At 62.5% G+C, this 24,061-nt stretch carries 21 protein-coding genes; 14 read left to right on the plus strand and 7 right to left on the minus strand.

The genetic code is table 11. The features are described from left to right. The first annotated feature begins 97 nt into the window (after positions 1–97). Together NL528_RS15585 and NL528_RS15590 are read left to right on the plus strand one after the other, a co-directional pair. On the plus strand, positions 98–1,528 hold the full coding sequence (locus NL528_RS15585; RefSeq protein ID WP_309183562.1) for an aldehyde dehydrogenase family protein: 1,431 nt from the start codon (positions 98–100) through the stop codon (positions 1,526–1,528). 157 nt (positions 1,529–1,685) lie between these two features. After that, a complete protein-coding gene (locus NL528_RS15590) occupies positions 1,686–2,786 on the plus strand; it encodes a transposase (protein WP_309180912.1) in 1,101 nt (366 codons plus the stop codon). A 315-nt stretch (positions 2,787–3,101) separates the two neighbouring features. Here the strand turns inward: NL528_RS15590 and NL528_RS15595 are convergent, their stop codons facing one another. Beyond that, complete coding sequence (locus NL528_RS15595) at positions 3,102–4,067, minus strand: SMP-30/gluconolactonase/LRE family protein (RefSeq protein ID WP_309183563.1); 966 nt, start codon at positions 4,065–4,067, stop codon at positions 3,102–3,104. Between the two features lie 95 nt (positions 4,068–4,162). On the opposite strand from NL528_RS15595, the gene NL528_RS15600 reads away from it, so the two are divergent. Further along, complete coding sequence (locus NL528_RS15600) at positions 4,163–4,972, plus strand: NAD(P)-dependent oxidoreductase (RefSeq protein WP_309183564.1); 810 nt, start codon at positions 4,163–4,165, stop codon at positions 4,970–4,972. Between the two features lie 88 nt (positions 4,973–5,060). Here the strand turns inward: NL528_RS15600 and NL528_RS15605 are convergent, their stop codons facing one another. Further along, entirely contained in the window at positions 5,061–5,660 is a 600-nt protein-coding gene (locus NL528_RS15605; RefSeq protein ID WP_309183565.1) for an invasion associated locus B family protein, read from the minus strand. Between the two features lie 36 nt (positions 5,661–5,696). Further along, positions 5,697–6,389, minus strand: coding sequence for a GntR family transcriptional regulator (locus NL528_RS15610; RefSeq protein WP_309184909.1), 693 nt, complete (start codon positions 6,387–6,389; stop codon positions 5,697–5,699). 170 nt (positions 6,390–6,559) lie between these two features. Here NL528_RS15610 and NL528_RS15615 point away from each other — a divergent pair, with 170 nt between their 5' ends. The 5 genes from NL528_RS15615 (at position 6,560) to NL528_RS15635 (ending at position 12,963) form a co-directional block, all read left to right on the plus strand. Further along, the gene (locus NL528_RS15615) at positions 6,560–8,266 is read left to right on the plus strand and encodes an IlvD/Edd family dehydratase (RefSeq protein ID WP_309183566.1); all 1,707 of its coding nucleotides are present in this window, start codon (positions 6,560–6,562) and stop codon (positions 8,264–8,266) included. Between the two features lie 351 nt (positions 8,267–8,617). Next, a complete protein-coding gene (locus NL528_RS15620; protein ID WP_309184911.1) occupies positions 8,618–9,601 on the plus strand; it encodes a TRAP transporter substrate-binding protein in 984 nt (327 codons plus the stop codon). Positions 9,602–9,901: 300 nt separating this feature from the next. After that, positions 9,902–10,903, plus strand: a complete 1,002-nt coding sequence (locus tag NL528_RS15625; protein WP_375144016.1) for a TRAP transporter substrate-binding protein — start codon at positions 9,902–9,904, stop codon at positions 10,901–10,903. A gap of 141 nt (positions 10,904–11,044) precedes the next feature. Continuing rightward, entirely contained in the window at positions 11,045–11,626 is a 582-nt protein-coding gene (locus NL528_RS15630) for a TRAP transporter small permease (RefSeq protein ID WP_309183568.1), read from the plus strand. Then, positions 11,623–12,963: a TRAP transporter large permease gene (locus NL528_RS15635; RefSeq protein WP_309183569.1), complete on the plus strand. Its 1,341-nt coding sequence runs from the start codon at positions 11,623–11,625 to the stop codon at positions 12,961–12,963. Before NL528_RS15630 ends, NL528_RS15635 begins: the two co-directional genes overlap by 4 nt. Positions 12,964–13,099: 136 nt before the next feature. On the opposite strand, the gene NL528_RS15640 is transcribed toward NL528_RS15635, so the two are convergent. Together NL528_RS15640 and NL528_RS15645 are read right to left on the minus strand one after the other, a co-directional pair. After that, positions 13,100–13,681 carry a histidine phosphatase family protein gene (locus NL528_RS15640; RefSeq protein WP_309183570.1) on the minus strand — a complete coding sequence of 194 codons (582 nt, stop codon included), beginning with the start codon at positions 13,679–13,681 and terminating at the stop codon, positions 13,100–13,102. Beyond that, positions 13,678–14,481, minus strand: a complete 804-nt coding sequence (locus NL528_RS15645; RefSeq protein WP_309183571.1) for an enoyl-CoA hydratase/isomerase family protein — start codon at positions 14,479–14,481, stop codon at positions 13,678–13,680. Before NL528_RS15645 ends, NL528_RS15640 begins: the two co-directional genes overlap by 4 nt. A gap of 291 nt (positions 14,482–14,772) precedes the next feature. Here NL528_RS15645 and NL528_RS15650 point away from each other — a divergent pair, with 291 nt between their 5' ends. Beyond that, positions 14,773–15,993, plus strand: coding sequence for an FAD-dependent oxidoreductase (locus NL528_RS15650; RefSeq protein ID WP_309183572.1), 1,221 nt, complete (start codon positions 14,773–14,775; stop codon positions 15,991–15,993). A 98-nt stretch (positions 15,994–16,091) separates the two neighbouring features. Further along, the gene (locus tag NL528_RS15655) at positions 16,092–17,078 is read left to right on the plus strand and encodes a sialic acid TRAP transporter substrate-binding protein SiaP (RefSeq protein WP_309183573.1); all 987 of its coding nucleotides are present in this window, start codon (positions 16,092–16,094) and stop codon (positions 17,076–17,078) included. A 75-nt stretch (positions 17,079–17,153) separates the two neighbouring features. On the opposite strand, the gene rbsK is transcribed toward NL528_RS15655, so the two are convergent. Further along, positions 17,154–18,089, minus strand: a complete 936-nt coding sequence (rbsK, locus tag NL528_RS15660; RefSeq protein WP_309183574.1) for a ribokinase — start codon at positions 18,087–18,089, stop codon at positions 17,154–17,156. A 10-nt stretch (positions 18,090–18,099) separates the two neighbouring features. After that, positions 18,100–19,011, minus strand: coding sequence for a sugar kinase (locus NL528_RS15665; RefSeq protein WP_309183575.1), 912 nt, complete (start codon positions 19,009–19,011; stop codon positions 18,100–18,102). Positions 19,012–19,302: 291 nt separating this feature from the next. Here NL528_RS15665 and NL528_RS15670 point away from each other — a divergent pair, with 291 nt between their 5' ends. The 4 genes from NL528_RS15670 (at position 19,303) to NL528_RS15685 (ending at position 23,977) form a co-directional block, all read left to right on the plus strand. Beyond that, a complete protein-coding gene (locus NL528_RS15670; RefSeq protein WP_309183576.1) occupies positions 19,303–20,160 on the plus strand; it encodes a VOC family protein in 858 nt (285 codons plus the stop codon). 226 nt (positions 20,161–20,386) lie between these two features. Further along, entirely contained in the window at positions 20,387–21,094 is a 708-nt protein-coding gene (locus NL528_RS15675) for a TetR/AcrR family transcriptional regulator (protein ID WP_309183577.1), read from the plus strand. Positions 21,095–22,041: 947 nt separating this feature from the next. Next, positions 22,042–22,851 (plus strand): ABC transporter permease, encoded by an 810-nt coding sequence (locus NL528_RS15680; RefSeq protein WP_309183578.1) that lies wholly within the window; start codon positions 22,042–22,044, stop codon positions 22,849–22,851. Between the two features lie 127 nt (positions 22,852–22,978). Next, the gene (locus NL528_RS15685) at positions 22,979–23,977 is read left to right on the plus strand and encodes an ABC transporter substrate-binding protein (RefSeq protein WP_309183580.1); all 999 of its coding nucleotides are present in this window, start codon (positions 22,979–22,981) and stop codon (positions 23,975–23,977) included. Positions 23,978–24,061: the final 84 nt, after the last annotated feature.

The following is a 24,061-nucleotide window of genomic DNA, read 5'->3' on the forward strand; positions in this document are numbered from 1 at the left end:
GCATATGGCGGGTTCAATTTGCCCGGCTTTCGTGCAAGGATGCCTGCCGAACGCTTCCGTTCCCTTATCAATTCGCCCCGAAATAAAGAGGTTTCCGATGGTCAATCGCATGCAATTCTACATCGACGGCGCCTGGGTCGATCCCGCCGTCAAGAAGTCCACGCCCGTCGTCAATCCGGCGACCGAAGAGGCGATGTATGAGGTTGCGCTCGGCTCCAAGGCCGATGTCGACAAGGCGGTCACTGCTGCCAAGCGCGCCTTCGTGACGTTTTCGCAGACCAGCCGCGAGGAGCGGGTGGCGCTGCTCGAAAAGATCATCGAGGTCTACAAGACCCGCATGAAGGATATCGGCGCCGCCGTTTCCGACGAGATGGGCGCGCCGCTGCCGATGGCCGAGCGGCTGCAGGCCGGCGCCGGCCTCGGCCATATCGCCTCCACCCTGGAAGTGCTGAAGAATTATCATTTCGAGGAAAACGTCGGCACTGCGGTTGTGGTGCGCGAGCCGGTCGGCGTCATCGGCATGATCACGCCCTGGAACTGGCCGCTGAACCAGATCGCCTGCAAGGTCGCGCCGGCACTGGCCGCCGGCTGCACCATGATCCTGAAGCCGTCGGAATTCACGCCGTCGTCGGCGTTGATCTTCGCGGAAATCCTGCATGCAGCCGGCGTGCCGAAAGGCGTGTTCAACCTGATCAACGGCCTCGGCCCCGAAGTCGGCGCCGCCATGAGCGAGCACCCGGATATCGACATGATCTCGTTCACCGGCTCGACCCGCGCCGGCGTCGATGTCGCCAAGCGCGCGGCCCCGACCGTGAAGCGCGTCAGCCAGGAACTCGGCGGCAAGTCGCCGAACGTGATCCTCGAAGGCGCCGACCTCACCAAGGCCGTCACCGGTGGCGTGATGCACATGTTCAATAATTCGGGACAGTCCTGCAACGCACCGTCGCGGATGATCGTACCGCTGTCGAAGATGAAGGAAGTCGCCGCCATCGCCAAGGGCGTCGCCGACAAGACCAAGGCCGGCGATCCCCGCGCGGAAGGCACCACCATCGGTCCGGTGGTGTCGCGCATCCAGTGGGACAAGATCCAGGCCCTGATCCACAAGGGCATCGAGGAAGGTGCGACGCTGGTTGCCGGCGGCCCGGGCCTGCCGGAAGGCGTCAACAAGGGCTTCTACGTGCGTCCGACCATCTTCGCCGACGTCACCAACGACATGACCATCGCGCGCGAGGAAATCTTCGGGCCGGTGCTCACGATCCTGGGTGCCAAGGATGAAGCCGATGCGGTGAAGATCGCCAACGACACGCCCTACGGCCTCGCCGGTTACGTCTCCGGCGATACCGTTGAAAGCGCGCGCCGGGTCGGCCGCCAGATACGTGCCGGCAACGTCAACCTACAGGGCGTGCCGAACGACCGCTCCGCGCCGTTCGGCGGCTACAAGCAGTCCGGCAACGGCCGCGAATGGGGCAAGTACGGCCTGGAAGAATATCTCGAAGTGAAGGCGGTCGCCGGCTACAACGCGGCGTAAGTTTTCGAGCGATCAATGCAGACGCCGGAGCGGGAAACCGCTCCGGCGTTTTTGCGCTTGTAGAGGAGTGTTGAACAAATTCAGTGTCGTCCCTGCGAACGCACATAGGCGTTAAAATAGTCTTGCGGCGCGGAATCGTCTGTGATTCCAAAGTGTCATGAGACACGAATCGCTTGTGAACGAAGACTGGAAGAATGTTGTCGCCCGGCTTGGCGGGGTGGAAACGCTCAAGGTGACGGCGCGCGAGACGAAAGCGTTTTTGCGTCCGCGAGAGATCACCAACGCGGTGGATTTGCTGCGCGTGATCCTGGCCTATTGTCTGGGCGAGCGGGGGTTGCGGTCGACTGCGGCCTGGGCGACATCGGTGGGCCTTGTCGATATTTCGAGCGTGGCGCTGCTGTATCGCTTGCGTCAGTGCGGAGACTGGCTCGCGTTGCTGGTGGGTCAGATGCTTGCGGCCGCCGCCCCGCAAGCGAGCCGCGGTCGGATCATCCGCATCGTTGATGCCACTACAGTGCCGAAGAACGGAGCTGACGCCAGAAAGAAGAACGAGTTGTGGCGGATTCACAGCGCCTTCGATCTTCCGCAGGAGCGCTTTGGCCACTTCGAACTGACCGATCAGCAGGCGGGCGAGACGCTCGACCGGATACCGGTGGTGGCGGGCGAGATTCGCCTTGGCGACCGTGCCTATTTGCAACCGGATCGCATGGCGAGCGTGATCGAAGCCGGCGGAGATTTCGTGATCCGGGCTGGTTGGAAGAGCGCGTGCTGGCTCGATGGTAAAGGCAATGTGCTCGATCTCGTCGCCGAGTTGCGCAAGGCGGCGGCCCGTGGGCTGATCGATCGGCCGATTTGGATAAAACGCAAAAGCGGCGAGCCTCTCGCCTTGCGTCTGGTCGCGGTCAAGAAGCCGGCGCATGCTGCTGCCGAGGCGCGACGCAAGGCGCGTCGGGCCGCCCAGCGCGGAGGCCATCAGATATCCAAGCAAACGCTCGACGCGGCAGATTGGGTGATCCTGGTGACCTCACTGAAGCCGACAGAGTTCGCGACCGCGGATGTTCTCGCACTCTATCGCCTGCGATGGCGGATTGAACTCGGCTTCAAACGGCTAAAGAGCCTGATCGGTCTCAAGGGACCACCAGGAATCGACGAACGCTCCGCCAGACCTCATGTGCTGGCTCATCTATTGACTATTCTACTGCTCGAGCCGCTCATCGACGAACTTGAGGACTCTCCCCGCTTGGTCGAAGCCGCCTGACACCGCCTGGTGCCTGGCGTCTGCTCCAGCATCTCATCGCCTCGCTGCTCCAAGCGGTGATTCCACAGCCCACGATCGACCGCCTGCGCCGAGCAAAATCGGTCCTCCAACGCCATCTCCGCGAGCCGCCAAGAAAACGTCAGTATCAAACAATGTTCCCACTATCCCCACTATCTTAACGCATATGTGCGAACGCAGGGACCCATAACCACCGAAGCCCGTTGTTGCAGAAGGTATCTACCAGCGTGCTTGAACACGGCAGCCGCGGCGTATGGGTCCCTGCGTTCGCATTGCGTTCGCAGGGACGACGGAGAATTATCCCCCCAGCGCGCCCTGCGTGTTGACGTACAGCGCGTAGATCGACTGGCTCGCCGCCATGAACAGGCGATTGCGCTTCAGGCCGCCGAAACAGAGATTGGCGCAGCGTTCGGGCAGCGCGATGCGGCCGATCATGACGCCGTCGGGCGCAAACACCACCACGCCGTCGAGCTCGGGGTCGCCCATGCCCCAGCCGCACCACAGATTGCCGTCGATGTCGGCGCGCATGCCGTCGGGGGTGCCGGGGCCGGCGTCGACGAACACGCGCTTGTTGGAAATCGTGGTCCCGCTGGGGGCAACGTCGTAAGCGAGGATTTTGCGGGCCGGTACGCCGCGCGATTCGATGATGTAGAGAATCTTCTCATCCGGCGAGAAGCACAGCCCGTTGGGCCCGAGGATGCCCTCGGCGACGATGGTGGCTTTCCCGGTGGCCCCGTCGATCCGGTAGACATTCATGTCGATCTCGGATTCGGCCTTGTAGCCTTCGTAATTGCCGAGCAGGCCGAACACCGGATCAGTGAACCAGATCGAGCCGTCGGATTTCACGATCACGTCGTTGGGTGAGTTCAGCCGCTTGCCCTCGAACGAATCCATCAGCACAGTGATCGAACCGTCATATTCAGTACGGGTGACGCGGCGGCCGCCATGTTCGCAGGTGACCAGCCGGCCCTGGCAGTCGCGGGTGTTGCCGTTGGCGAAGTTCGAGGGTTTGCGGAAAATGCTGACCGCGCCGGTCTCCTCCTCCCATTTGAGGATGCGCTGGTTCGGAATATCGCTGCACAATAAATAGCGCCCGTCGCCGAACCACACCGGGCCCTCGGCCCAGCGCAGGCCCGTGGTCAGCCGCTCCACGGCCGAGAGTTTCAGCCAGTATTTTTCAAAGCGCGGATCGAGTGCGTGGATGGCCGGATCGGGATAATAGGTCGCCGGCTGCCAGCCAGCGCGGGATGTTGCCTCGGACATTTGCTGTTCTCGTTGTTGTTGCGTTTCCTCGCGGTTTGATTTGCTATCATTGTCGGCCTATGACCGCAATTCGGTCGCAAGAAACGAGGGAAGAAATGCCACGCATATTGATAACCGGCGCCGCCGGGGCCATCGGCACAAGCCTGCGCAAGCTGTTAGCGCCCGTCTATCCGGATCTGCTGCTGAGCGATCTGAAGGCGCCGGCCGATCTCGGCAGACACGAAAAATTCAAGGCGGCCGATCTCGCCGACCTCGCCCAGGTCGAGGCGATCTGCGAGGGCGTCGACGGCATCCTGCATTTCGGCGGCTATTCGGTCGAAGGGCCCTGGGACGGCATCCTGCAGGCCAACATCATCGGCGTCTACAATCTGTTCGAGGCCGCGCGCCGGCAAGGCGTCAAGCGCGTGGTGTTCGCCTCCTCCAACCATGCGATCGGCTTCTACCCGAGGCATCACCGGATCGGTACCGATGTCACCGCGCGGCCGGACAGCCGCTACGGCGTCAGCAAGGTGTTCGGCGAAGCGCTCGGCGCGCTCTATGCCGACAAGCACGGGCTCAAGGTCACCTGCCTTCGCATCGGCAATTTCGGCGAAAAGCCGCTGGATCACCGGCGGCTGTCGATCTGGCTGAAGCCCGAAGATCTGGCGCAGCTCTGCCGGATCGGGCTCGACCATCCCGACATCCACTTCGAGATTTTCTACGGCGCCTCCGACAACGAGCGCGGCTGGTGGGACAATCATCGCGCCCACGATCTCGGCTACCGGCCGACCGGCAGGGCCGAGGATTTCCGCGAGCACGCGATGGCCGAGCAGGCCAAGCTCAAGCCGGATCCGATCGGCGATTTCTACCAGGGTGGCGGGTTCTGCAGCATCGAGTTCGACGGCGACACAAGCCGGATTGTGTAACCGGCGTCATTCCGGGGCGTGCGAAGCACGAACCCGGAATCTCGAGATTCCGGGTCTGGTCCTACGGACCATCCCGGAATGACGACCTCTACTCCCTACATTCAAACGCCTGCTTCTGCTGCTCCGACTGTTTCGTCAGCTGCTTCATCTTGTCGCCCGTGGCGGTCTCGTCGCGCACCTTGGGTGGATCGCTTGCAGGCCCATCATAGGCCGCGGCGAAATCGGCAAGGGAAAAGGCAAGGCTGAGCTTTTGGTGGGATGCATCGGTCGCCTCGATGGCGATCGTTCGCGAGCGCTTCAGCCGTTCGATGAAGCCGCGGTCGATGTCGATTTTGCCGCGGCAACCGAGCCCGAAGCATTCGGGGTGCGATATCAGGATCGGAGTGTCCTGATCGATCTGGACGCCGATCCCGCCTTCGAGCGCTCGCTTGGTGCCGAAATTGGCGAGCAGGCTCAGGGTCTTTTCATCCCGAATGGAGATCGAGACGCCACCGCCGGAAGGATGACACGCGCCGCGCGCGGCCGCCGAAATGAAACAGTCCGAATTGCCGTCGGCCCGCTTGAAGCACAGTTTTGTCCACGGCCCATAGGTGAGCTGCATGGCGCGGGGATCGTCGGCTTTGGCGGCGCTGCCGCCAAACACCGGATACGCCGCAATCAACGCAAGCAGCACAAGCGCGCGGTTCATGGACGATTCCCTCACGATCGCTCGCAGCTCATCGGGTTATTGCGGCCTATCATCCGCCGCGATGCGGCCGAGATAATCCGACTTGCTGTATTGCATGTGATCGACGCAGAGCTGGGCCAGCGCCCAGCTGTCGCGGCCTTTCAGGAGTTCGATCATCAACTCATGCTGGCGGCGCGATAGCGCGAGGCCCTCCTTGTCGGCGAGGTTCTTGGCGCGCATCGGCAAGGTCAGGTTCATATAGTCCTGCAGCGAGCGCACCAGATAGGGATTGCCGCAGGCCGAGAACAGCGCGACGTGGAAGGCGTCGTTGGCCTCATGGATACCGCGCAGATCCTGCGCGTCGGCCCTGGCGCAATATTGCCGCTGCAACTCGCTCAATTGTTCGATCAGGCCGGCAGGCGCCGGCAGCGCGATCATCAGCGCCGCCTGCCGCGTCAGCATTTCCCGCACCTCATAGATCTGCCGCACTTCCTCGGCGGAATAGAACCGCACCGTGGCGCCGATATTCTTCTCGCGCAGCACGATGCCCTGGCGCTCGAGCTGAAACAGGCCCTGGCGCACGAAATGGCGGCTGGCGCCGTAGCGCGACATCAAGGTGTCTTCGACCAGCCGCGACCCCGGCGCGAAGCGGCCGAAGATGATGTCTTCCTCCAGCCGGCGAATGACTTCCGCCTGCTCCTCCTCGCGCGACAGCGCGGAAGGTTCGGTTGGGCTGGCAAGCGGTTTCATGGCCATCCGCGTCGGATCATCGCCGGAAATCAGCACGGTACGGCAGCCATTGTCAATAATGATGGCCGTTTTGGGGTCCATTGTCGCCTTCCAGAGGTCGAATAATCAAATATTGACAATAATTCGACGGGCTCGTTTAGTGCCCCACCACCACGACAGGAAATGAGAAAATGGCTGAAGGACTTCGCAAGGGACTGGCAAGTTATGGCGATGCCGGGTTTTCGCTGTTCCTGCGCAAGGCCTTCATCAAGGCGATGGGTTATTCCGACGACGCGCTGAACCGCCCGATCGTCGGCATCACCAACACCTACAGCGACTACAATCCCTGCCACGGCAACGTGCCCCAGATCATCGAGGCGGTGAAGCGCGGCGTGATGCTGACCGGCGCCATGCCGATGGTGTTTCCGACCATTTCGATCGCCGAAAGCTTTTCGCATCCGACCTCGATGTATCTGCGCAATCTGATGGCGATGGATACCGAGGAGATGATCCGCGCCCAGCCGATGGACGCCATTGTCGTGATCGGCGGCTGCGACAAGACCCTGCCGGCGCAGATCATGGCCGCGGTCTCGGCCGATCTGCCGACCGTCGTTATCCCCGTCGGGCCGATGGTGGTGGGGCATCACAAGGGCGAGGTGCTGGGCGCCTGCACCGATTGCCGGCGGCTGTGGGGCAAATACCGCGCCGGCGAAATCGACGACGTCGAGATCGAAGCCGTCAATGGCCGTCTCGCGCCGTCGGTCGGCACCTGCATGGTGATGGGCACCGCGAGCACGATGGCCTGCATCACCGAGGCGCTCGGTCTGTCGCTGCCGATGAGCGCAACGATTCCGGCGCCCCATGCCGAGCGGTTTCGCTTGGCCGAAGCAAGCGGCAAGGTAGCGGCGGCGATGGCCAAGGCGAAAAGCCCGCGGCCGAGCGAGTTTCTGACCGCTTCATCGTTCCGCAATGCGCAGGTGGTGCTGCAGGCGATCGGCGGCTCGACCAATGGTCTCATTCATCTCACCGCGATCGCTAACCGCACCAAGCATCGCATTGATCTCGAAGGTTTCGACAAGCTCGGCCGCGAGGTGCCGGTGCTGATCGACCTGAAACCGTCGGGCGAGCATTACATGGAGCACTTTCATCATGCCGGCGGCGTGCCGAAGCTGATGGCGCAACTCGGCGACCTCATCGACCTCGATGCCAAAACCATTACCGGCGCGACGTTGCGCGATGTGGTCGCCGGCGCCGAGGAAGTGCCCGGCCAGGACGCGATCCGCCCGCGCAAAGATCCGATCAAGCCGGAAGGCGCAATGGCGGTGCTGCACGGCAATCTCGCGCCGCGCGGCGCGGTCATCAAGCATTCCGCGGCGAGCCCAAAGCTGCTGCAGCACACCGGCCGCGCCGTGGTGTTCGAATCCGTCGAGGACATGACTGAGCGGGTCGACGATCCCGCGCTGGATGTGACCGCCGACGACGTGCTGGTGCTGCGCAATGCCGGGCCGAAGGGCGCGCCGGGCATGCCGGAAGCCGGTTATTTGCCGATCCCGAAGAAGCTCGGACGCGCCGGCGTCAAGGACATGGTGCGGATCTCGGACGCGCGCATGAGCGGCACCGCGTTCGGCACCATCGTGCTGCACATCACTCCGGAATCCGCCGTCGGCGGGCCGCTGGCGCTGGTCCGGAACGGCGACATGATCCGGCTCGATGTCGCCAGGCGCAGCATCGATCTCTTGGTCGACGAGGCCGAACTCGAAAAGCGCCGCGCCGCGCTGAAGCCTGCCGTGACGCCCGATTGGGCGAAACGCGGCTACGCGCACCTGTTCAACGAGACCATTCTGCAGGCCGACGAAGGCTGTGATTTCGATTTCATGCGCGGCGAGGGGAAGGGGTAGTTTCTTCGCACATACACACGGTCGTCATGCCCGCCAACGGGTCGGCCGAACGGCCGCCCGATGACAGGCTCCAGCGGGCATCCAGTAATCACCGCTGCTTCCCCGTCATTGCGAGCCAACGGGTCGCACGAACGCGCGCCCGATGACAGGCTCCGCGAAGCAATCCATGGCGCCACGAGAAGAAAGAGTGGATTGCTTCGTCGCTTCGCTCCTCTGACGGTAGTAGGTGTGATCGCACGCCGCCATCTCGCACATGCGTTGCCGCCTTTGGTTTGATTGACTTTCAAACAATCCCGATGGGATGATGAAACAAAAATATCACAGGGGGAGACGATGACCAGATTGAGAGCAATGCTCGGTGCGATCGCGGCCGTGTCCGTGATGATGACGGCGGCAAGTGCCGGTGCGCAGCAGGTGAAGCATTATCGCTTCGCCTATGATCAGCCGAAGACGACGGGTTACGGCATCGTCGGCGATATCTTCAGCGACAGACTGAAAGCGCTGAGCAAGGGCACTATGCTGATCGACCAGTATCCCGGCGCGCAGCTCGGGCAGGAGCCGCAGGTGTTGCAGCTCGTGAAGGCGGGCGACGTCGAGTTCTGCATTTCCTCCTCCGCCAATGCCGCGACGCTGTCGCCGCAGGCCGGCGTGATGTCGATGCACTTCCTGTTCCGCTCCGAGGCGCATCTGATCAAGGCGATCGCGGACCCCGAAGTGTCGAAGGCGGTCAAGGCGATGATCGCGGATACCGTGCAGGGCGCCCGCGTCATCGCGCTGTCGACGCTCGGCTTACGCAGCATGTACGCCAAGCGCGAGATCAAGAACATCGCTGACATGAAGGGCCTCAAGGTGCGCGTGCAGGCGACGCCGACCGAGGACACCATGTTCCCGGCCTATGGCGCCCAGATCGTGCACATGCCGTTCGGCAGCGTCTATACGTCATTGCAGACCGGCGTGGTCGACGTCGCGGAAAACGGCGTCAACGTCTATCTCGCCAACAAGCATTACGAAGTCGCCCCCGTGCTTTCGATGACCGAGCACGAGGCCAACAACAGCCTGGTGTGGATCAGCGACAAGCTCTGGAACAGCCTGACGCCGGAGCAGCAGGGCTGGGTGCAGGCCGCCGCCGACGAGGTCAACAAGACCGAACCGGCGAAAGCGATCGAGCTCGAACATCAGTCGCAGGACCAGCTGCGGAAGATCGGCGTCAAGATCGTCACCGACGTCGACAAGTCCGGCTTCATCGCGGTCGCCGATCCCTATCTCGACAAGCTCGCCAAGGAGCTTGGGCCGCACGCCGAGAAGGTCAAAGACCTGATCCGCGCGATCAAGTAGGCGAGCAGCGAGGAAAACGAAATCGTCATGCCCGGGCATAGCGGTCAAGCTTGCGCAGACCGCGTAGACTTGTCTGCGATCCCGGGCATCCACGTTCTTCCTTCAGCTGTGCCGAAAAGACGTGGATGGGCCGGGACAAGCCCGGCCATGACGCAGAGGGAACTGATGGCTGAATTATAGACAATCTTCGCTCCAGCGCGCCGCGAATTGCCGCAAGTGGTCGCTTGCCCGTTACTTTATTGACAATCCGGCGACCTTGATGGGATGATCGGGAAAACCAAAACAGGGGGAAACGGCGCGATGGATAATCGAAGGACGTTCATGGCCGCGGCAGTCGCTGCGGCGGCTTTCGTGTTCGCGGGCGCTGCCGGTGCGCAGGAGGTGAAGCATTATCGTTTCGCCCACGATCAGCAGCTCAACACCGGCTACAGCGTCGCCTACGACATGTTTTCCGCAAAGCTCAAGGAACTGAGCAATGGCACCATGCTGGTCGACCAGTATCCCGGCGCGCAGCTCGGGCAGGAGCCGCAGCTGCTGCAACTGGTGAAATCCGGCGACATCGAATTCGCCGTCGTCTCGTCAGCGAATACCGCGACCATCTCGCCGCAGGCCGGCGTGATGTCGCTGCATTTCCTGTTCCGCAACGCCGATCACCTTGTCAAGGCGCTGGCCGACCAGCAGGTGATCGATGCGATCACGGCGATGATCGACGAAACCACGCAAGGCCTGCACGTCATTGCCACCGGCTCGCAGGGTGTGCGCAGCATCTACAGCAAGAAGGAAATCCACAACGCGGGCGACATGAAGGGAATCAAGATCCGCGTACAGGCCACGGCGACGGAGGACGCGATCTTCCCGGCCTATGGCGCGCAGACCGTGCACATGCCGTTCGGCAGCGTCTACACCTCGCTGCAAACCGGCGTGGTCGATGCCGCCGAGAACAGCATCAACGTCTATCTCGTCAACAAGCATTATGAAGTCGCACCCGTGCTGTCGATGACCGAGCATGAGGCCAACAATGCGCTGTTGTTCGTCAGCGACAAGCTGTGGCAGAGTCTTTCCGCCGAACAGAAGGCGTGGGTGAAGACGGCAGCGGCGGAAGTCAGCGCCAGGGAGCCGGCCAAGGCGTTCGAGCTCGAGAAGGCTGCGGCCACCAGGCTGAAGGGTTTGGGCGTCAAGATCGTCGAGGATGAGGACAAGAAAAGCTTTGCCGCGGTCTCCGATCCCTATCTCGACAAGCTCGCCAAGGAGCTTGGGCCGCACGCGGAGAAGATCAAGAACCTGATCCGCGCGATCAACTGAGGTCGTGGAATGAATTGCAATTAAGTCGTCATGCCCGGGCTTGTCCCGGGCATCCACGTCTTTCTTGATGCCGAGGCAAGACGTGGATGGCCGGGACAAGCCCGGCCATGACGAGGGAATACCAACCGCTCAGGAATTTTGATGGCCATCGCCGATAAACTGGTGCTGCAGCGGCATCGCCATCTGAAATGGCAGTCGTTCGACCGGCTCGAACTGGTCCTGATGATCCTCTGCGGCGTGCTGTGTTTCGGCTTTTCGCTTTCGGTGACGTGCGACATCGTCACACGCACCATCGGCCATCCCTGGCTGTGGCTGCAGGAAGTCACTTCCACCCTGTTCATCTATGCGATCTTCATCGGTGCGGCAGTCGCCACCCGCCGCAACGATCATTTGTACCTGACCGCGATCTCCGAGGCGATGCACGGCACGCCGCGCATGATCGTCGAGATCATCATCCGCATGGTGGTGCTTGGCGTCGCGTTCGTTCTGATCTGGTACGGCTATCTCAACTATATCAGGGGATTTGGCAGCTTCCGGCTGCCATCGGGCACCCCGATCGCCTCGCTCTACGCGATCATTCCCCTGTCCGGCATCCTGATCGGACTGTTCACGATTGAGCAAATGGTCAACGGCATCAGAAATGGCTTTGACCATCCCGAACCGCCGGAACAAGACCTCGCGATTCCTGCGATCGACACCACCCGGATCGGGACGCAGCCGTGAGCGCGCCCGTCGTCCTCGCGTTGATGTCGTTCTGCTTCCTGTTCTTCGGCTATCTGGGCGTGCCCGTGCCGTTTTCGCTGCTGGCCGGCGTGTTCGTCGGCGCGATATTGTCCGATGTCTCGCTGGCGGCGATCATCCAGAAGATCTTTGACGGCGTGGACTCCGAGGCGCTGCTCGCGATCCCGTTCTTCCTCCTGGTCGGCGAACTCATGAGTTCGGCGAATGTGGTGGTGCGAATAGCCAATCTGTCGGTGTCGCTGGTCGGGCACGTCAGGGGCGGGCTGTCGCAGGTCGTCGTGGTGTTCTCGATGTTCTTCTCGGAAATGTCGGGCTCGACCACCGCCGACGTCGCGGTGATGAGCCGGGCGCTGGGCGGGCCGATGAAGCGGGAAGGCTATACGCCGGCTTTCATCGCGGCGATCATCGCATCCGCTTCCACCATCGCGGCGCTGGTGCCGCCGAGCATCACCGCGGTGGTCTACGGCGCGGTCGGCAACGTCTCGATCGCAGGTCTTTTCATGGCCGGCGTCGTCCCGGGCTTGATGATCGGCTTCGGGCTGATGATCTATTGCTATTTCTTCGGCCCCTCCGGCATGCGCAAGCCGCGCGCGCCGCTGCGTCAGGTCGCCTTCGCCGCCGGCGACGCCGCGCTGCCGCTGATGATCCCGGTGATCCTGCTCGGCGGCATCCTCACCGGCTGGTTTACGCCGACGGAAGCCGGCGTCGTTGCGGTGGTCTGGATCATCGCGGTCGTGATTCCCGCGCTCAACCGCGGGCACATCAAGAAGATCCCTTACGACTTTTGCCTGGCCGGGCTGATCTTCTCGCTGCCGTTGATCACCATCGGCGCCGCCAACGCCTTTGGTTGGATGCTGGCTTACCTGCGCGGCGCCATCTACATCGCCGACACGATCACCGGGATCGCCGGCCACGATCCGCATTTGATCATGCTGCTGATGGTGCTGCTGTTCACGGTCGTCGGCGATTTCATCGAGCCGGTGCCGACCATCATCATCTTCATGCCGCTGGTGAATGCGCTGACCCAGGCGGGGGACATCAACGGCGTCCATATGGGCGTGGTGCTGATTGCGACGCTGGCCTTCGGTTTGATCACGCCGCCTTACGGGCTGGTGCTGCTGATGGCCTCGAAGTTCGTCGGCGTCAGTTTCGCCAAAGCGTTGCGCGCGGCGCTGCCGATCTATGTGGTGTTTCTGGTGACGATCTGTTTCACGATCTATTTTCCAAAAGTGGTGCTGTGGCTGCCGAAGCAGGTGATCCCGGAATCGGTCGGCTGCTTCAAGTCGCCGGCGGGGACGGGGTATATCTGTCCGCCGTAATCGTCGTCCCGGGCAAGCGAAGCGCGACCCGGGACCCATACCGCGTTGTGCTCTCGATGAGGCAAGGCCGACGCCTTCCGTAACAACCAAGACCCTGTGGTTATGGGTCCCTGCTTTCGCAGGGACGACGATGGGGCTAACCTACTTCCTCAACATTCCACCCATCGCCCGTCCGCGCAAAGCGGAACGGCGTGCGGTGGCGGTTGTCGAACCAGCGACCGCACAGCGCCGACGCCAGCGATTGCATCACCGCGTCATGACAGACGAACAGGATGTTGGCTTGGGGAAGATGGTCGAGCCATTTGCGCACGCAATACAGCGCGCGGGTTGAGACCGAACTCCATGCCTCGCCATCGGGCGGCAGGATCGAGACCATCTCCTCCATCGCGCTGATGCCGTGCTCGGCCATGGCGCCGCGAATCGATATTCCTTCCAGGCTACCGAAATCGCATTCGGTGATGCCGTCGTCTGTGCTGACCGGCTTCGAACAAGCCGCGGCAATAATTTCGGCGGTCTTCGCCGCGCGGACCAGCGGGCTGGTGACGATGTGGTCGAGGCGGACGGGCTGCAAGCGCCGGGCGGCGGCCTGCGCCTGCGCGATGCCGTCGTCATTCAGGGGATTGTCGGTGCGTCCCTGAAACAGCCCTTGCCGGTTCCAGTCGGTGGCGCCGTGACGCAGGCAGAGAAAGGAACGCGACGGCGCCGCCAACGGCTTCACTTCGATTTGCTGGTGAATTTCTTCACCGCCGCACGAAACTCGTCGGTGTTCATGGCGTCGATGATCTTCGCTTCTTCGGCGTCGAGTTGCTGTTTGGTCGGGGTAACGCAGGCCTGGTACACCAGTGATTTGGTGCCGCTGATGGCGGCCGGCGGATTCTGGGCGAGCCGTTCGGCGAATTGCCGGGTCGCCGCTTTCAGTTCCACCGCCGGAACGATTTTGGCGACAAGACCCCAATCAAGCGCCTGCTGCGCGGAAAAACTGTCCTCCGCCAGAAATATCTGCAACGCGCGGCGGACGCCGACGGTGCCGACCATGCCGACCGTGCTGCCGCCGTCCGGGGAGACGCCGATCTTGGCGTAGGCCGGCGTAAAGCGGGCGTCGTCGGCGGCGATGCAGAGGTCGGTGACGAAGGCCAGCCCCATGCCCGCGCCGGCGGCGGAACCGTGAACGCTGGACAGCACGATCTTCGGCATCCGGCGCACGGTCTCGATAAACGCGTGATAGTGTTTCAGCAATTCCCCGACCACCGGAGCGATGGTGTCCGCGGCCGCGGCGGCGCCGATGGTTTGCAGATCGCCGCCGGCCGAGAACGCCCGGCCTGTGCCCTCGATGACCAGCACGCGGACATCGCCATTGGCCTCGACCTCGAGGCCCAGCTGTTCGAGCTTTTTCGCGATAGACAGATCGATCGAGTTGAAGGCGGCGGGCCGGTTGAGCGTGATGGTCGCAATCGGGCCTTCGACCCTGAGCAGCGCCGGATCGTCGGCAGGGGCGGTGGTAGGAGCGGGTGCGGGCATTGGCAGGCCTCCGGTCGGAGCGGTCGCGGATCCTCTGGATAGCGGGGCATTTAAATAGCAGAAGGGAAGGGGTGACAATCCCCGGCCAAGTCTGCAAAATGCGGCCTGACCTTCCTCCTGGGCAAGGACGCTCTTGCGCATCCCTGGACCATGAGGCCAAATAAAGCCCGCCATCGTTCGGGACGCGGACACGAGCGCCGCTCCTTAGAACGATGAGGCGAGCAAGCCAAAATCGGCAGAGAGAGGAGACGACATGGGTCATTCCTGTGCGCTTGCAATTGGGTTGTCGCGATGACGCAAGGACCCGTCCTTATCGTCGGCGCCGGCCACGCCGGCTTTCAGCTCGCGGCCTCGTTGCGCCAACATGGTTTTGGCGAGCGCATCGCGCTCATCAACGACGAGGGCCATCTGCCGTATCAGCGGCCGCCTTTGTCGAAGGCCTATCTCAAGGGCGAAGGCCGTCCCGACAGCCTGATGTTCCGGCCGGACAAATTTTATCACGACCAGAACATCGATCTGATCTCCGATCGCGCGGTGTCGATCGATCGTGTCAGGCGGAAGCTGTTGCTCGCCTCCGGTGCGTCGCTCGATTACTGGCGTCTGGTGCTGGCCACCGGCGCGCGCAATCGCCTGCTCGATATCCCCAATGCCAATCTGGAAGCCGTGCGCTATCTACGGATATTGGACGAAAGCGAGGCGTTGCGGCAGCGGATCAGTTCGGGCCAGCGCGTCGTCGTGATCGGCGCCGGCTTCATCGGGCTGGAATTCGCCGCGACCGCGCGCGCAAAAGGCCTTGAAGTCGATGTCATCGAACTCGGCACCCGCGTGATGGCGCGCGCGGTGACCGCGGAGATTTCGGAATTCTTCCAACAAAGGCATACGGTGGCGGGCATTCGCATCCATCTCGGCGTGCAGGTCACCAGCATCGAGGCCGAGGGCGGTAAGGTCACCGGCGTCAGCCTCAGCGACGGCCGGCACATCCCGGCCGACCTCATCGTGGTCGGCGTCGGCGTTTTGCCCAATGTCGAGCTTGCTGCGGAGGCCGGATTGCCTGTCGCGTCAGGGATTATCGTCGACGAGCACCTGCTGACCGCGGATCCGAACATCTCGGCCATTGGCGATTGCGCGTTGTATGCGAGCCCACGGTTCGGCGCGTCGCTGCGGCTTGAGTCCGTGCAGAACGCCACCGATCACGCGCGCTGCGTCGCGGCTCGGCTGACCGGTGATGCCAAGGCCTATGACGGCCTGCCGTGGTTCTGGAGCGATCAGGGCCCCGACAAGCTGCAGATCGCCGGTCTGACCACCGGCTACGACCGCGTGGTGGTGCGGGGCGATCGCGCGCAGGGCGCGTTCTCGGCCTTCTGTTACAAATCCGGGCAACTCGTCGGCATCGAGTCCGTCAACCGCGCCGGCGATCACATGTTCGGCCGGCGCCTGCTCGCCGCCAACGGCTCGATCACGCCGGAGCAGGCCGCCGATACCGGCTTCGATCTGAAGCATGCGCTGACTTAAGTTGCGCCCGCTTCCACTTGCATCCGTTGGTCATTTCGGCAACGCTATCGACTCAAGACCCGTCAAAGATGTCTCAGGCGGCCATCTGGGAGGGTATCATGCCGGTCTGGACACGCTGTCTCACGCTATCGGCGGCATTGATCGTTGCAGCCGTAGTCGCAGGCCCGGCTTCGGCCCAGATCAAGCTGAAATGGGCGCATGTCTACGAGATTACCGAGCCCTTCCACACTGAAGCGTTGTGGGCGGCCGGCGAAATCAAGAAGCGCACCAAGGGCAAATACGACATCGAGGTGTTTCCGCTCTCGCAGCTCGGCAACGAGAACCAGATCAACGAAGGGCTCGGCCTCGGCACCATCGATCTGATCTACACCGGCGTGACTTTTGCGGCTGCGACCTACAAGCCGCTCGGTATCAGCGGCGCTCCGTTCATGCTGCGCGATTTCGAGCACTGGAAGGCCTATCGCGATAGCAAGCTGTTCCAGGATCTGGCCAGCGGTTACGAGGACAAGACCAGGCACAAGATCGTCGCGTTCACCTACTACGGCCTGCGTCAACTCACCGCCAACAGGCCGATCATGAAGCCTGAGGACATGCAGGGCATGAAGCTGCGGGTGCCGCCGGCGCCGCTGTTTTTGATGTTCACCAAATCTGTCGGCGCCAGTGCGACGCCGATCGCATTCGCGGAAGTCTACCGCGCCCTGCAGCAGGGCACAGTCGACGGCGAGGAAAATCCGATGCCGACGATCATGGCCAAGAAATTCTATGAAGTGCAAAGCCATCTCATTCTGACCGGCCACATCATGGAATCGATGCTGACGGTGGTCGGCAACCATGTCTGGAGCAAGCTGACGCCGGATGAGCGAAAGATTTTTGCGGAGGTGCTGAAGGAAGCCGCATCGCGAGCGACGGACGCAATCGAGGCCTCCGAGCGGGTGCTTGCCGTCGAGTTCAAGGGGCTCGGCATGACCGTGGTCGTGCCCGACCGCGAAGCCTTCCGCAAGGCGGCGATCCCGCTGCACAACGATCCATCCGCCGGCGCCGGCTGGAGCCGGGCGCAATACGACGAATTGCAAGCGCTGAAGTGACGGGCCGGCCGGCAAGGAGGTCATGGCGCGGATGGTTTTCCTTTTTTCGGAGCGGTGTGGGAAACCACTGTATAGCTACAGCGGCGCTTCGGGACGACCGGCGGAGATGATTGCCGCAACTTCCGCGGCCGTCGGCATCGACGGCGCGGCGCCCATCCGCCGCACGCAGATCGAGGCGGCGACGTTGGCGTAGTCGAGCGCTTCGTCGATCGTCCTCCCGCTTGCAAGCTGCGCCGCCAGCGCGCCGACGAAGCAATCGCCGGCGCCGGTGGTGTCGACGGCTTTGACTTGATGGCCCGGAACGAGCAGCGATTGGCCCTCGATCAGCGCCAGCACGCCGCGTTTGCCGAGCGTCACGCAGATCGTTCTGCCAAGGTTTGCCGGCAGCCGGCGCGCCGCCTCGACGAAGCGCGCGGGCTCGTCGCTGTCGCGCAGCTCGGTTTTGGTGAGAAGGCCAAGCTCGGTTTCATTGAGAATGAGAATATCGACGAGATCGAGTAACTCAGTGCCGAATTCGACCGCCGGCGCCGGATTGAGAATCGTGGTCGCGCCCGCGGCCCGCGCCCGCTTGAAGAACGCGCTAACGGTCGCTAGCGGGATTTCAAACTGGCTCACCGCGATGTCGCCCTTGGCGAGCACCGGTGCGGCGATATCCTCGGCACTCACCAACCCATTGGCGCCGGGCACGACCACAATGGTGTTGTCGGCTTTCGCGATGGTAATGACAGCCGTTCCGCTGTGCGCCTCGGCCGTGTCCTTGACGAAGGAGATGTCGACATCCTGCGCGGCGAGGAACGCCTTCAACTCCCGTCCGAACGCATCGGTGCCGACCCGGCCGATCAGCGTTGTCGGCGCGCCCAGTTTGGCCGCGGATACCGCCTGGTTGGCGCCCTTGCCGCCGGGAAAATACAGCACGGCCTTGCCGGCGACGGTCTCGCCGATCCGGGGATGCCGGTCGGCCGTCGCCACCACATCCATGTTGATGCTGCCGGCGACGAAAACCCGCGCCATGACTGCCCGCCTAATCCCAGAACTCCTTCTTGCTTCCGATTTGAAACTCCTGCTTGACCGTCTCGATATCGGCCAGCGTCGGCAGTCCGGCCTCATTGCCGAGCTTTTGAATCTTGTAAGTCGAGGCCGCGCGCGCAAACTCGAAATGGTCCTTCCAGCCTTTGCCGGGACTGGCGAGATAGGAATAGATGTAGGCGCCATGGAATACGTCACCCGCGCCGTTGGTGTCGAGCACGCGATCGGGCGCGATCGGAAGCGCGGGCAAGGTGCGAACCGCCCCCGCCTCGTCATACCAGAGCAGGCCTTTTTCCCCCATGGTCACGCCGCCGACGCGGCAGCCGCGGCTCTTGAGATAATCCAGCATCTTTTCCGGGGTCAGGTCCATCTGCTCGCACAGCCGCTCGGCGACGATGGCGACATCGATGAACTCCAGCAGCTCGTGTGTGTTGGTGCGCAGCCCGCCGCCGTCGAGCGAGGTCAAAATTCCATCCTCACGGCATAGCCTGGCATAGTGGATCGCAGCGTCGGGCTGGTGGCCGTCGACATGCAGGGCTCGGCAACCCTTCAGGTTCAGCATCGGAAAGGGATGGATGTGATCGTCGTCGCGGCAGCGCACGATGGCACGCTTGCCGTCCTTCGGCATGATGAAGGACAGCGACGAGGAGTTGACCTTGCGCGGGTGGATCGAGATCCCGTATTTCGCGCTCATATCCCAGAACATCCGCCCCAGCCAGTCATTGGCGACGGTGGCGACGAGGTCCGGCACGATACCGAGCTTGGCGCAGCAGAACGCGGCCGTGACGGCGTTGCCGCCGAAGGAAACCGCGTAAGCGGACGCCACATGTTTCTCGTCGCCGGTCGGCATGTGGTCGGTGATGAAGGTAACGTCGATATAAGTCTGTCCGATGAAGAGAGCCTGCATTCGTTTTCCGTCGTGGCTGAGGGGTGGTACCCGGCCGGCGTCGATACATTAGCACCGGTTATCGGATGCATTCGCTGAAATTATTCGCATGCCTGCCGTCTTTGCAGCTTGAGATGGGGATATGAGGAGACTAGGACCGTCGATCCAAGTCGGCTGTTGCCGACTTGGACATCGATATAACTGAACTCGGGTAAACCCGAGTTCAGGGGGCTTCACCAGCATGCCGCCGATAACGGTCGGCCGCGGCCTTGAGTTCCGGGCAGCGAGACAGAGGGAGAGGGGTGTGTTTCCGTGATTACCGGGCTTGATCATGTCGTCGTCCTGGTCGGGGACATCGCAGCCGGCGAAGCGGCGTATCAGACGCTGTTCGCGCGGCAGCCTTCCTGGCGCAACAGCGGCGACGGCGCCGAGCGCGTGCTGTTCACGCTGGACAACATGACGCTGGAGCTGATGGCGCCGAGCGGCGAGGGGGCGCCTGCGGACCGGATCCGCACGGTGCTGGCGGCGCAAGGCGAGGGGCTGGCGAGCCTTTGCTTCCGCACCGGCGACATCGCGAAAATGCACCGCCGGCTCGACCGGCTGACGCTGAAGCCGGAACCGGTCTCCGAGGTCGAGAGCCACGACTTGATTTCGGGCGCGACCTTGTCGTGGAAGCGCACCCGCGCCGCGACCGATGCAACGCGCGGCGTCCGGCTGTTCTTCCTCGAGCGTTCGAAGGAGCGCCCGCTCTCGGTGCGGACCGCGCCCGCATCGATCACCGCGATGGACCACGTCGTGGTCTCGACGGGCGATCCGGAACGCGCCGCCGCACTGTATGGCGCGCGGCTCGGGCTCGACATGGCGCTCGACCGTTCGCATCCGGACTGGGGCCGGCTGATGTTTTTCCGCTGCGGCGATCTCGTCGTCGAGGTGACGCACCGGCCGCGCAAGCCTGGCGACAAGCCAACGGACACGGCGCAGGACCGGCTTCGCGGCATCTGCTGGCGCGTCGCCGATATCGACGCGACCCGGGCGCGGCTTGCCGCCGACGGCGTCGATGTCTCGGAGGTCCGCACCGGCCGCAAGCCGGGGACGCGGGTCATGACCGTGCGCAGCGGCACCTGCGGCGTGCCGACGCTGCTGGTGCAGCCGTCGGCGGGACGGGAGTGATTTGGCGTGAAGCGGAGCGATCTCTATCAACGTCATTGCGAGCCAACGGGTCGGCGCGAAGCGCCGGCCGATGACAGGCTCCGCGAAGCAATCCATGAGGCCACAAAGGAAGAATGGATTGCTTCGTCGCTGACGCTCCTCGCAATGACGGTGGATGGAGCATGATTCATTCTCAAATGCCGCCATGCGTGCTACATCCAGTCTGACATCACCCGGGCGAGACGATTTGGCCAAGGCAAAGCGAGTTCTGAAATGGCAACGTGACCCCGAGGGCATGCGGATCCGCATCCTCGAGGCCGCGAAGCAGGAATTCGCCGCGCACGGCATTGCTGGTGCGCGGGTCGACCGGATCGCGGCCAGCGCCGGCGCCAACAAGCGCATGCTGTATTATCACGTCGGCAACAAGGAGGACCTCTATCTCGAGGTGCTCGAAGGCGCCTACGAAAAAATCCGCGCCGAGGAGCGCGGGCTCGACCTCGAACATCTCGATCCGCCCGAGGCGATCGAGCGGCTGATCGACTTCACCTGGAATTACTTCCTCCGCAATCCGGAATTCCTGGCGCTGCTCAACACTGAAAACCTGGCCAAGGCGCGCCATCTCAAGCGCTCGACTAAGGTCAAATCGATGCATTCGCCGTTCGTCGAGATGATCCGCACGGTGGTGAGGCGCGGCGTCGAAAGCGGCGATTTCCGCGTTGCGGTCGATCCGGTCCAGCTCTATATTTCGATCGCAGGCCTGTGCTTTTTCTATCTGTCGAACAGCGCCACGTTGAGCGTGATCTTCGGCCGCGACCTCCTGAAGAAGGAGGCGCGGGACGAGCGCCTCGCGCACATGGTGGCCTTGGTGCTGGCGGCGCTGACCGGAAAATCCACCGCGGATTTCGGCAAGGACGCGGCGCCGAAGCTGCGGTCTGCGGCACAGCAGGTGGTTTGAATTCGATGTCGTCCCGGCGAACGCCACTCCGCCACAGGCGGCCGTCATACCCCGCGCAGGCGGGTATCCAGTACGCCGCGGCTTTTCGGTTCTATCGCTAACGTCCTGGAATACTCGATCGCCCGCCTTCGCGGGCGATGACAGTGAGAGAGTAGTTCAGCTTCATTTTTATTCGCAAACATGCTTTCGCGATCTCGCCGCGCATTCCGCGCGAGTTTTACCTTGAATGTCCCACCCTCTGAAATCAGAGGGCGCAGGGAAAGCCGGGTGCGCGCTGCACCCGCGGTCTCGCGTGCTAAATGCACACAGCAAAAACGCACACGAGCATACAGGTTCAGCGGAGAACATCCGGCCTTCCCTGCGCAATGGTTTTACGGCTTATGGCGCGCTCTCCTTGGTGAGCCGGGCTCTTTTGCCACCATCGCCCGCGAGAAGCCTGCTTCTCACGAACTTGACGCCAGCGTCGGGCGCCAGGACCACACGATTTCGCCGTCCGCGTCCGCCACGCTCGTCAGTCGCAGCTTCCGCGTCCACCGCATCCCACCGCGCGTTTCGTGACGTGCGCAACGCCCCTCTTGCCGGGTGAGACGGCCAAATCAATAGCCTGATTTGCATTTCGGAAAAACAGAAATATTTTTCACGAGGGGACTAGACAGATTTTGGGTGATTTGCCCGTCGGGCTGAATTTTGCGCGTTACGTCCAAATCCTACCCCGTCATTGCGAGCGAAGCGAAGCAATCCATAGCGGTCCAAGCCGAGGAATGGATTGCTTCGTCGCTACGCTCCTCGCAATGACGGAACCTGGAGTCTCAAAATTCCGTCAAGCCCGGGCATGACGGCGGAGGGTGAGGCCCGACGAGCCCCAAAATGTCACACGCAAGCCACTAGACAGTATTTATCCAACGAGTTAATTTCTCCGCGAAAAACGAAAACCGAGGGAGTAGAGCGTGGCCGAACAAAAGGGCCCTGGAGGCGTAGCGAAAGCGCTGAACGCGGCGTGGGTGCGGCCGTTTCTGTTCCTGATTTTCATCGTGGTGGCCTGGGACCTGAGCATCCGGCTGTTCCACATTCCCGCCTATCAGATCCCGGCGCCCGGCGATGTCGTGGCGGTGCTGTGGAGCGACTGGCCGGAGCTGCTGCGGCAGGCGTGGCCCACGACGTATGCGACGATCTGCGGCTTCCTGCTGTCGGCGTTGTTCGGCATTCCCGTGGCGATGCTGATCGCGGGCTCGAAGACGGTGGAGAGTTACGTCTATCCGCTGCTGGTGTTCTCGCAATCGGTGCCGAAGATCGCGATCGCACCCTTGTTCGTGGTCTGGTTCGGCTTCGGCATCATCCCGAAGGTGATCTCGGCGTTCCTGCTCGGATTTTTTCCGGTGGTGGTGTCGGCGGTGCAGGGGTTCAAATCGGTCGACCCCGACATGGTCGATCTTGCACGCGCTATGCAGGGCAGCCGCTTTCAGGTGTTTTGCGCGGTCAATCTGCCGCACGCGATGCCGGCGATCTTTTCCGGGCTGAAGGTGTCGGTGACGCTGGCGGTGGTCGGGGCTGTCGTCGGCGAGTTCGTCGGCTCCAATTCCGGCATCGGCTATGTGTTGCAGCGTTCGATCGGTACTTTCGATCTGCCGACGATGTTCGCAGCACTGGTGATCCTGGCATTGCTCGGCGTCATCCTGTTCTGGATCGTCGACATGATCGAAAGTTTCGTCATTCCCTGGCATGTCAGCCAGCGCGAGGACATCATTCTTGCGGCGTGAACGAGAAGAGAAATAAGCCGTCATTGCGAGCGCAGCGAAGCAATCCATAGCGTCACAAGAAAGAATGGATTGCTTCGTCGCTACGCTCCTCGCAATGACGAACAACAAAGAAGAGGGGAGAAATATGATGATGCGTTTGCTGGCGGCGGTTTTCGCTGCACTGATCTGGACGGCGCTGGCGGTGGTGCCGGCATCGGCGGCGGACAAGGTCGTGCTGATGCTGAACTGGTACGTCTATGGCGAGCACGCGCCGTTCTATTACGGCAAGGCCAAGGGCATTTATGCCACTGAGGGCATCGATCTCGAAATCCAGGAAGGCCGTGGCTCGGCGGCGACCACGCAGGCGGTTGCGGCCAAGACCGCCGACTTCGGCTATGTCGACGTGCCCACCATGATGCGCGCGGCGATCAAGGGCGCGCCCGTGATTGCCACCGGCGTGCTGCTGCAGACCAGCCCGATGTCGGCGATGGGGTTTGTCGACAAGAACATCAGGAAGCCCGAGGACATCAAGGGCAAGACGGTCGCGATCACGCCTGCGGATTCGATGACCCAGATCTGGCCGCTGTTCCTGAAAAAGACCGGCCTGAAGGAAAGCGACTTCCAGACCGTTGCCGGCGACGGCCAGACCAAGCTCAACGCTGTCATCAACGGCCAGGCCGATCTCTTGCTCGGCTATGTCATGGACCAGTCGATGAAGATCAAGGACGCCACCGGCAAGGACGTCTATCCGATCAAATTCGCCGACTACGGCATCAACATGGTCTCCTCAGGGATCATCGCCAACACCGATTACGTCAAGGCCAACGCCGATCTGGTCAAGCGTTTCATGTCGGCGACCACGAAGGCGGTCGAAGCGGCCGAGAAGGATCCCAAGGGTGCGGCGCAGTCGATCCTCGACGCCAATCCCAAGGGCGGCAAGATCGAAACGCTGACGCAAGGCTTTGAGCTCACGATCCCGCTCTATCGGACGCCGGAAACCAAGGCCAGGCGGCCGTTCCAGGTCACCGACCAGAACATGACCGACACGGTCAATCTGATGGTCGAATATGGCGGGCTCGATGCCAAGGCCAAGGACAATCCGAAGGCGTTTTATACCAACGACTATCTGCCGAAGGGCGGCTCGTGAGCGCGACAAGCAGATGCCGTCATTCCGGGGCGATGCGAAGCATCGAACCCGGAATCTCGAGATTCCGGGTCTGGTCCTGCGGAC

The organism is Bradyrhizobium sp. Ash2021 (assembly GCF_031202265.1).
Taxonomy (GTDB): Bacteria; Pseudomonadota; Alphaproteobacteria; order Rhizobiales; family Xanthobacteraceae; genus Bradyrhizobium.

Bases quoted from the DNA above. Each gene is read 5' to 3' on its own strand.
- NL528_RS15585 (WP_309183562.1), top strand. From the start codon at position 98: ATGGTCAATCGCATGCAATTCTACATCGACGGCGCCTGGGTCGATCCC.
- NL528_RS15590 (WP_309180912.1), top strand. From the start codon at position 1,686: ATGAGACACGAATCGCTTGTGAACGAAGACTGGAAGAATGTTGTCGCC.
- NL528_RS15595 (WP_309183563.1), bottom strand. From the start codon at position 4,067: ATGTCCGAGGCAACATCCCGCGCTGGCTGGCAGCCGGCGACCTATTAT.
- NL528_RS15600 (WP_309183564.1), top strand. From the start codon at position 4,163: ATGCCACGCATATTGATAACCGGCGCCGCCGGGGCCATCGGCACAAGC.
- NL528_RS15605 (WP_309183565.1), bottom strand. From the start codon at position 5,660: ATGAACCGCGCGCTTGTGCTGCTTGCGTTGATTGCGGCGTATCCGGTG.
- NL528_RS15610 (WP_309184909.1), bottom strand. From the start codon at position 6,389: ATGAAACCGCTTGCCAGCCCAACCGAACCTTCCGCGCTGTCGCGCGAG.
- NL528_RS15615 (WP_309183566.1), top strand. From the start codon at position 6,560: ATGGCTGAAGGACTTCGCAAGGGACTGGCAAGTTATGGCGATGCCGGG.
- NL528_RS15620 (WP_309184911.1), top strand. From the start codon at position 8,618: ATGCTCGGTGCGATCGCGGCCGTGTCCGTGATGATGACGGCGGCAAGT.
- NL528_RS15625 (WP_375144016.1), top strand. From the start codon at position 9,902: ATGGATAATCGAAGGACGTTCATGGCCGCGGCAGTCGCTGCGGCGGCT.
- NL528_RS15630 (WP_309183568.1), top strand. From the start codon at position 11,045: ATGGCCATCGCCGATAAACTGGTGCTGCAGCGGCATCGCCATCTGAAA.
- NL528_RS15645 (WP_309183571.1), bottom strand. From the start codon at position 14,481: ATGCCCGCACCCGCTCCTACCACCGCCCCTGCCGACGATCCGGCGCTG.
- NL528_RS15650 (WP_309183572.1), top strand. From the start codon at position 14,773: ATGACGCAAGGACCCGTCCTTATCGTCGGCGCCGGCCACGCCGGCTTT.
- NL528_RS15655 (WP_309183573.1), top strand. From the start codon at position 16,092: ATGCCGGTCTGGACACGCTGTCTCACGCTATCGGCGGCATTGATCGTT.
- rbsK (WP_309183574.1), bottom strand. From the start codon at position 18,089: ATGGCGCGGGTTTTCGTCGCCGGCAGCATCAACATGGATGTGGTGGCG.
- NL528_RS15665 (WP_309183575.1), bottom strand. From the start codon at position 19,011: ATGCAGGCTCTCTTCATCGGACAGACTTATATCGACGTTACCTTCATC.
- NL528_RS15685 (WP_309183580.1), top strand. From the start codon at position 22,979: ATGATGCGTTTGCTGGCGGCGGTTTTCGCTGCACTGATCTGGACGGCG.